The sequence below is a fragment of the Streptomyces aurantiacus JA 4570 genome (genome assembly GCF_000414115.1).
GTDB lineage: Bacteria > Actinomycetota > Actinomycetes > Streptomycetales > Streptomycetaceae > Streptomyces > Streptomyces aurantiacus_A.
In genome coordinates, this window is record NZ_AOPZ01000342.1 from 1 (window position 1) to 7,929 (window position 7,929).

The 7,929-nt window shown below is 74.8% G+C and carries 6 protein-coding genes and 1 pseudogene; 4 read left to right on the plus strand and 3 right to left on the minus strand.

The genetic code is table 11. From position 1 onward, the window contains the following. Both STRAU_RS28955 and STRAU_RS28960 read left to right on the plus strand, forming a co-directional pair. The coding region (locus tag STRAU_RS28955) for an outer membrane protein assembly factor BamB family protein (protein WP_037662613.1) at positions 1-1,427 on the plus strand (1,427 nt) is incomplete at its 5' end. A 12-nt stretch (positions 1,428-1,439) separates the two neighbouring features. Then, positions 1,440-3,674, plus strand: coding sequence for a protein kinase domain-containing protein (locus tag STRAU_RS28960; RefSeq protein WP_016643972.1), 2,235 nt, complete (start codon positions 1,440-1,442; stop codon positions 3,672-3,674). Between the two features lie 123 nt (positions 3,675-3,797). Here the strand turns inward: STRAU_RS28960 and STRAU_RS43995 are convergent, their stop codons facing one another. The 3 genes and pseudogenes from STRAU_RS43995 to STRAU_RS28975 all read right to left on the minus strand — a co-directional run bounded on the left by STRAU_RS43995 (position 3,798) and on the right by STRAU_RS28975 (position 5,627). After that, the gene (locus STRAU_RS43995; RefSeq protein WP_037662623.1) at positions 3,798-4,187 is read right to left on the minus strand and encodes a VOC family protein; all 390 of its coding nucleotides are present in this window, start codon (positions 4,185-4,187) and stop codon (positions 3,798-3,800) included. An 87-nt stretch (positions 4,188-4,274) separates the two neighbouring features. Further along, a pseudogene (locus STRAU_RS40700) lies at positions 4,275-4,769 on the minus strand (hemerythrin domain-containing protein); the annotation flags it as partial. A gap of 339 nt (positions 4,770-5,108) precedes the next feature. Next, complete coding sequence (locus tag STRAU_RS28975; RefSeq protein ID WP_016643975.1) at positions 5,109-5,627, minus strand: nuclear transport factor 2 family protein; 519 nt, start codon at positions 5,625-5,627, stop codon at positions 5,109-5,111. A gap of 366 nt (positions 5,628-5,993) precedes the next feature. Here STRAU_RS28975 and STRAU_RS28980 point away from each other — a divergent pair, with 366 nt between their 5' ends. Both STRAU_RS28980 and STRAU_RS41795 read left to right on the plus strand, forming a co-directional pair. Further along, the gene (locus tag STRAU_RS28980; RefSeq protein WP_037662616.1) at positions 5,994-7,184 is read left to right on the plus strand and encodes a S8 family peptidase; all 1,191 of its coding nucleotides are present in this window, start codon (positions 5,994-5,996) and stop codon (positions 7,182-7,184) included. Positions 7,185-7,470: 286 nt separating this feature from the next. Further along, on the plus strand, positions 7,471-7,929 hold a 459-nt coding region (locus STRAU_RS41795), incomplete at its 3' end, for a maltotransferase domain-containing protein (RefSeq protein WP_158692148.1).

Here is a 7,929-nt window from a genome sequence, read left to right on the forward strand (position 1 = left end):
TCGGCGGCGTGGGCGTGGGCGTGGCGGCGGCGGTGTGCGGCGGCGTGCTCGCGGTGTGGGGCCCCTGGTCGACGGACGGCGGCGACGGCTCCGGCGCGGATGCCAAGCGGCCCGGCGCCTCGGCGCGGCCGGGCTCCGTCGAGCCGGGCCCGACCGACCCGGCCGCCGTCAAGAAGCTGATCGCGGAGGCCGGTGTGGACGCGGGCGGCACCCAGGACGGGTCGGGCGTCGTGCGCCAGGTCGCGACGCAGCGCCCCCAGGGCTGGCGGCCGTGGCGCGGGAAGCTCGGCCACGCGCCGATGTCGTGCACCGCCGACACCCGCGCCGTGGTGTGCCTCCTCACGAACGGCACGTACGAGGCGGTGCGCGCGAGCGACGGCAAGCGGCTGTGGACGTCCGGCACCGTCGATCGGGAGGGCGATGTGGGGGAGGCGTACTACAGCCCGAGCGGCGTCTTCTTCATGCCGGGCGACGGGCTCCACCCGCAGGCGCGGGGCGGCAAGGCGGTCATCGCCCACGAAGGCGTCCTGCAACTGCGCGACTCGGCCACGGGCCGCGTCCTGTGGGACGCCGAACCCCCGCCCGGGAAGGGCACGTTCACCCTGGGGCCGCTGCTCGACGACGATGTCGTGCTTGCGGTGGCGGAGGAGTCGTACCTGAAGGACGACGCGCGGGCGTCCCTGCACGCGTACGACGCGGCCACCGGCCGCCACCTCTGGGAGCAGGACCTCGGCGCGCCCATCACGGCCAAGGCCGAGATCAACCGGTACGCCGTGCGGGCGCTGCGCGACGGGGTGGTGTACGCCGACGAGGAGCGCGGCCTCGCGGCGTACGACGCCCGGACCGGCGCTCTCCTCGGCCAGTCCGACGACGACTGCGCGGACGTGCTCGTGACCGCGAAGGACGTCGTGTGCACGCCCCTGCCCGAGGTGGGCGACGGCGGCGCGCAGGCCCTCCCGTCGGTGTGGCGGCTCACCCCCCGCACCCTCAGGCGGACGGGCTCCCCGATCCCGTACCCGGACCTCAAGAGCGGCTCCGAGCCTCCCGGAGTGAGCGCGGCGAGCCAGGCGTCGGCGGTGCTCGTGGCCCAGGGCCGGGTCCTCGTGAGCGACCGGACGTCGGGAGGCGTGGTGCGCACCGAGCGGCGGCCGAAGGGCAACGTCCCGCCCTCCGCCCCGCTCATCCTCGGCGACCGCGCGGTCTACGCCGACAGCCGGGCGCTGTACGCCATTCCGCTCGACCGCCGGGGCGGCGGGGCGGTCCGGCGGCCGGTGCCGGGCGCGCCCGGCGACCGGCACGCGCCCCCGCAGAGCGCCAACGGCAGCGTGATCTCCGAGACGCTGCGCCCACCGACGGTCCTGGCCCTCGGCGGCGTCGCGCACATCGTCTACGACGAGGGCCGGATCTCGTCGGTGGCCCTTCCCTAACCGAGGAGTCGCATGCTCACCCCCCTGCCGCGGGGCGGCGCCCGTCGCATCGGCCCCTATCGCCTGCTCGCCAGGATCGGCGCGGGCGGCATGGGCGAGGTGTTCCTCGCGCGCCGGGAGGAAACCGCCGGGGCGTCCTCGCTGGTCGCGTTGAAGGCTGTACGCCGGGAGCTGGACCTGGACGACGCGTTCCGGGCCCGGTTCCGGCGGGAGATCGCCGCGGCCCGCGCGGTCGCGGGACCGTACACCGCCGCCCTGGTGGACGGGGACGCGGACGCCGAACTCCCCTGGCTGGCCACGGAGTACGTGCCGGGCCCGTCCCTTGCCGACGCGGTCGCGCGCGGCGGTCCGCTGCCGGTACCGGCGGTGCGGGCCCTCGGCGCCGGGCTCGCCCGCGCGCTCACGGCCGTGCACGCGGCGCGGGTCCTGCACCGGGACCTGAAACCGGGCAACGTCCTGCTCACGCCCGACGGCCCGCGCCTGATCGACTTCGGCATAGCGCAGGTCTTCGAGGCGACGGCCCTGACGATGACGGGCGCCCTCGTGGGCACGCCGGGATTTCTGTCCCCGGAGCAGATCGAGGGCTCGGGCGCAGTCGTCCCGGCGTCGGACGTGTTCTCGCTGGGGGCGGTCCTGTGCCATGCCGCGACGGGTCACGGCCCCTTCGACGACCCGGAGCCCGCTTCGGTCGTCTTCCGCATCGTGCGGGGTGACGCCGATCTGTCCCGGGTGCCGGCGGAACTGCGCGGCGTGATCAGCGCGTGCCTGCACCCCGACCCGGCCCGGCGCCCCACGGCGACGGCCCTGGCCGAGGCCCTCTCCGGCCCCGGAGAAGCCCTCTTCCCGTGGCCCGCAGGCGTGCTCTCGCTGTTCGCCGAGTACCGGGGAGCCGCCGCCGGGTTCGAACGGGCCGATCTGCACGGCGAGTTCGCGAGCGCCGAGACCATGACGGGCGACGCCGGGCCCCGCCTGCCGACGCCCCCGTCACCGCCGCCCCACGCGGCGCCGGTGCCGCCTGTCCCCCCTGCGGCCGCGCCCCGACGGCGACGCCGTTGGCCATGGGTCCTGACGGCGGGAGCCGTGACGGCGGGCCTTGTCGTGGCCGCCGTCACCCTGCCGGACGCGTTGAGGGACGACCCGGAGAGCACGCCGTCGAAACCGCCGAGCGCCGCCGGAACCCCGGCGGACCGCCTCGTCACCACGTACGGCAACGCGGACCACTCCGGCGAGCTGGGCCCGTCGGCCGTGCGCAAGGACGCGCTCCCCGAAGGCTGGCGCCCCTGGTCCCGGAAGCTGCCGCAGGACCGGGGCACGAAGGGGACGGGGTGTGTCCTGGCCGGGGCCACGCTCGTGTGCCGCGACGGACGCGGCGGGGCGCGGGCCCTGGACGCGGCGACGGGCGACGAACGCTGGTCGGCGCCCGGCTTCCCCCGTCGGCCCACCGGCGTCCAGGAGCTGCCGCCCGAGACCGACGGCAAGCGGGTCTACGTACCCAGCGAACTCGGCGTCAGCGGCCTCGACCTGCGGAAGGGCCGGAAGATCTGGCGGCACGCGACACCCCGCCACGCGGGCCTGATCTCGATGACGTACGCACACGGGGTGGTGTACACCGCCGAGTTCAACTCCGACGGCGCCCCCGACCCGGGCACCACCACCCTGCGGGCCAGACGCGCGGCGTCCGGCGAGCAGTTGTGGCAGCGCACGGTCGGGGGCAAGCCCCAGGGCACGCCGCTCGTCCGCGGCGGCCTGCTGTACGCGGCGCTGGAGAAGGGCGGCGCCGTCGCGCTGTCCACCGAGGACGGCGACCGGGCCGCCACCGTGTCGAAGCCGCGGTGCGACGGACTCATCGGCCACAAGGGCGCGGTCCTGTGCTGGTCCAGGACGCGGGGCGGCATACAGGAGCTGGACCGCGGGACCCTTGCCGTCGGGCGCACGATCGGCGCCGGGAAGAAGCCGGTCGTCGCCCCCGTCGTGGGCACGGCCGACGTGTGGGCACGGCCGACGTCCTCGTCGTCGCGAGCGTGGACCCGGACTTCAGGCGCCGCGGCCGTCTCCCCGACCGGCTTACGGCGTACGCGTGGCGCACCGGCAGGGAGTTGTGGGACCAGCCGGCCCGCGGCGAGCCCTCGCAGCTCGCCCTGGCCGGGAACCGGGTGCTCGCCGTCGGGGAGTACGACATCAACAGCATGCCGCTCACCGGCGGCACGTCGGGCACCACGCAGCGGACCATTCCGTACACCGATGTGAAGGTGGGCGGCTCCCCGAAGTCGCTGTCCCTGCCGCTGTTTTTGGGCGGCGCGGTGTTCGCCGGGTCCAGTGAGGGGCGGCTCGTCTCAGGGCGAGCGCTGTGACGAGCCGCCCAGGGCATTCCTACTGGTCCTCGGGGTACCAGCGCAGCTCGACGGAGTTGCCGTCCGGGTCCCGTACGTAGATCGACTGCGCGTCGCCGCGGGCGCCGAAGCGGCCGACGGGGCCTTCGAGGACGGTGAACGGGCCGGAGTCGACGACCTCCTGCCAGTCCAGCGGCTCGACGACGAGGCAGATGTGGTCGACATTCGACTCGCCGGACTCGCCGCGCTCCCCGGCGACCAGGTCGATGATCGTCACCGGGCTCACTCTCGCCGAGGGAAACGGGACCTTTCCGGCCCGCCACTCCTCCACGCGTACCGGTTCGAGGCCGAGGGTGCCGCAGTAGAAGTCCAGGGCGCGTTCGACGTCCTGGACGTTGAGGACGAGATGGTCGAAGTCCTTGACGCGCACGGGAGATCGTCGGTCGGTGGTCACGGGTGTTCCTTCCTCAGGTGCGGGCGCTACCGGCGGGAACGGTACCTCGGCGAGGACCGGGACCAGCCAGGTCTCCTCGAACTCCAGGTGGGCCGTCAGCTCCGCCGCCATCCGGTCGAACTCCGCGAGGAACACCGCGGGGTCGGCCGCGGCGAGGTCCGCGAGCAGCGCGACCAGACTCTCCTTGATCCGGGCGATGGCCAGGTGTTCCGCGCCGAGCCTCTCCAGGGTGGGCCGCAGGTGCGGGTGGTGCGCGGCGACGCCGGGGAAGACGTGGTCGTCCTCGCCGGTGTGGTGGAAGGTGAGCGCGTCGCAGAACTCCAGGCAGCGCTGCCGGATCTGCAGGCCGAGCCCCGGCGCGGGCGGCTCCCCCGGCCCCTGGTGGGCGGCGCGTTCGGCGAGGTGCGCGGCGGCCTCGGCGCGCAGGTGTACCAGCTCGCCGCGCAGCCAGTCGTGCACTTCGAGGAGCTTGTCGGCGAGGGTGCGGATCTCCCGGGGGGCCCGCCGGCCGGGGGCGGGGGCGGGGGCGGGCATGGGTGTGGACATGGGCGTGGGCATGCGGAAGTGCTTCTCCAGACAGGTGAGGCGCGGGACGCGCAGGCGCGCGGACGATCCCGCGAAGGCAAGAGGTGGCTCGGGGTGCGGGCGCGCTCAGGCCGGATCGGCCCGGCGCGCGGGCGCGGTCACGTCAGAGGCGTGGCGCCGCGGCACGGCGAGGTGGAGTGAGGGCGCAAGGTCATGTCCCTTGGTGAAGGTGCTCGCCCGGTCACCGGCCTGCCCACTGCTCTCTGGCCGGCACCACGTGGCACGCGCCCATTACAGACGCCGTTCCGCACCCTGTCAACGCGGAACGGCCACCACCGCGGGTCATCGGCCGCCCCCGGCCACGGCCCCCCGCTACGCCCCGGCGTGCTCCTCTCCGCACGCCGCGGCGATCGCCGCCGTGTCCCAGTAGAACGGCCACACCTCCGTGATCCGGCCGTCCGCGACCGTCACCGTCTGCAGGATCGGGAAGGCGAGCTCCCGCCCGGTCGCCCGCGCCCGGGCCCGGATCTCGCTCCGTACGACGACGGTCCCGCCGTGCGCGGTCTCCTCGTCCGGCCCGGGGCCTCCGCCCGCGAGGAACCGCTGCTCCCCGATCTCGAACTCCGCCCAGGCGGCGCTCATCGCGAGGAAGAACCGCTCCAGGCCGTCGTGCCCGCGCCATGTCCCGCCGTACGGCAGGGCGTCGGCCTGGTGCAGGACGACGTCCGGGGCGAAGTAGGGCGCGAGCAGGTCGAAGGAGGCGCGGCCGGGGCCGCCCGCCGCCAGATAGCGGGCCTCGGCGGCGTACATGGCGGTGAGCACCGCGCGGGCGCCGGTCGTGGGAGTGGGCGTGAGCGTGGGGGTGGCGGTGGGCGTGGGCAAGGTCGTCATGGCTCACAGGGTCACCGAGCTCCCCACGCCCCGCTGGCGGTCTTCGGACATCGTCCCCATACCGGGGCGACGGGCGTGACGGGGCGGTGGGTCGGCACCCGCCCTCGCCCCCGTCGCAGTCCGGACTGCGGCGGGGGTCCGGCGCGGGTTGCCGCCCTGGGCCCTGACTGGATCATCGGGCACCGCGAAAACCCAAGTCAATCCTCCACTTTACTGGCAGAGACCCAAGCTCCACCTTTGAGCACAGGCGAGTTGACCATGGTTCGCGCCGGTATGGCCGCTTCCACCCCCTGGTGCGGCCTTGGCGCCTTGTCACCGTTCTCCGCGCACGAGACGCTCGGGGTACTCAGGGGAGGGATCCGGTACATGACTGAACCACGCGCAAGACGCCTACGCCTCGCGGGAGTTGTGGCGGCCTTCGCCACGGCGGCGGCGCTGTCGGCCGTCCCGGCACCCGCACACGCCGCACCCGCCACGCCCGCCACCGGCGCGGGCCCCCAGCACGGTTACATCGTGACCCTCGCGCCCGGCACGAAGGCCGCGTCCGGCGCGGGCCGGGACCTCGCCCGGAAGTACGGGGCGAGCATCGACCGTACGTACAGCGCCGTGCTCAACGGCTATGCCGTGCGGGCCGACGCATCGCAGGCGCGGCGCCTCGCCGCCGACCCGGCGGTCGCCGGTGTGGTCCCGGACGCACGGGTGCGGACGGGCGCGCGGCAGCAGAACCCGCCGTCCTGGGGCCTCGACCGCGTCGACCAGAAGCGGCTGCCGCTCGACAAGTCGTACACCGCGCCGAGACGGGCGGGCGCGGGCGTCACGGTGTACGTCATCGACACCGGCGTACGCACCTCGCACCGGGACTTCGGCGGACGCGCCAGGTCAGGGCGGGACTTCGTGCAGAACGACGCGGTGGCGCAGGACCGGCACGGCCACGGCACGCATGTGGCCGCGACCGTCGCGGGCACCAAGTACGGCGTCGCGAAGAAGGCGAGGATCGTGGCCGTGCGGGTGCTCGACGACAGGGGCTCCGGCACCATCGCGCAGGTCCTCGCCGGCATCGACTGGGTGACCCGGTACGCGAAGAGGCCCGCGGTGGCCAACCTGAGCCTCGGCGGCCCGCCCAACGCCCAGCTCGACGCGGCCGTGCGGGCCTCCATAGCGTCCGGCGTGACGTACACGGTCGCGGCGGGCAACGAGGGGGAACGCGCGGACCTGAACTCACCGGCCCGCGTCAAACAGGCCCTCACGGTCGGCGCCACCGACCGCCGGGACGCCCGCGCGGGCTTCTCCAACTGGGGTGCGGGGCTGGACCTGTTCGCGCCCGGCGTCTCGATCCGGTCGGCCTCGATCCGGAACGACGGCGCGTCCGCCCTCTCTTCGGGTACGTCGATGGCGGCGCCGCACGTCGCGGGCGCGGCCGCGCTGTATCTCTCCGGCCATCCCTCGGCGAAGCCGGCCGCGGTCGCCAAGGCGCTCGGCGGACGGGCCGCCACGGGCCGGGTGTCCGGCGCCGGGTCCGGGTCGCCGAACAAGTTGGTGCAGGTGGGCGGCCTTTAAGCAGCAACTTCCGGCCATGGCGGGCCAGTTCGGGACCGGCTCCGTCCTTCCGGGCGGGGCCGGTCCCGCGCATGTCTTACCGAGTGTTTCGCGAGGCCGGTCTTGTGCGGACCGTTACGCGCGAGTAGTTAACAAAGCGCCGGATTGCCCACCCGAGAAGCGTGGGAAGGCTCCTCCGGTACGCACACGCACACGCCCGCGACGGTCTCGCGGGCCTCGTGCGCGTGCGCCGCGGAACCCCTCCACAGCCCACCTCCGCCCACTCGCACGCGGAACAGGAGCGGTCATGCCCCAATCCCGTAGGACGCCCGAGGCGTCCCCGGCGCCGCAGGCGCCCCTGGTGTCCGAGGCGCCCCAGGTGTCCAGAGCCCTCACCGGACGCGTCCCCGTCCTCGACGTGGGCCCGGTCGTGCACGGCGGGCGCAAACCCGCCAAGGCCGTCGTCGGCGAGACCTTCGAGGTCACCGCGACCCTCTTCCGCGAGGGCCACGACGCGGTCGCCGGGAACGTCGTGCTGCGCGACCCCGAGGGGCACGCGGGCCCCTGGGCCCCGATGCGGGAGCTGGCGCCCGGCACCGACCGGTGGGGCGCGCGGGTCACCCCCGACCGGGAGGGCGACTGGACCTTCGCCGTGGAGGCGTGGGGCGACCCGGTGGCGACCTGGCGGCACCACGCGGGCATCAAGATACCCGCGGGCATCGACACCGAACTCGTCCTGGAGGAGGGCGCCCGCCTGCACGAACGT

Coding starts and splice junctions, on each gene's coding strand:
- STRAU_RS28975 (WP_016643975.1), bottom strand. CDS start 5,627: ATGACGACCTTGCCCACGCCCACCGCCACCCCCACGCTCACGCCCACT.
- STRAU_RS28960 (WP_016643972.1), top strand. CDS start 1,440: ATGCTCACCCCCCTGCCGCGGGGCGGCGCCCGTCGCATCGGCCCCTAT.
- STRAU_RS28980 (WP_037662616.1), top strand. CDS start 5,994: ATGACTGAACCACGCGCAAGACGCCTACGCCTCGCGGGAGTTGTGGCG.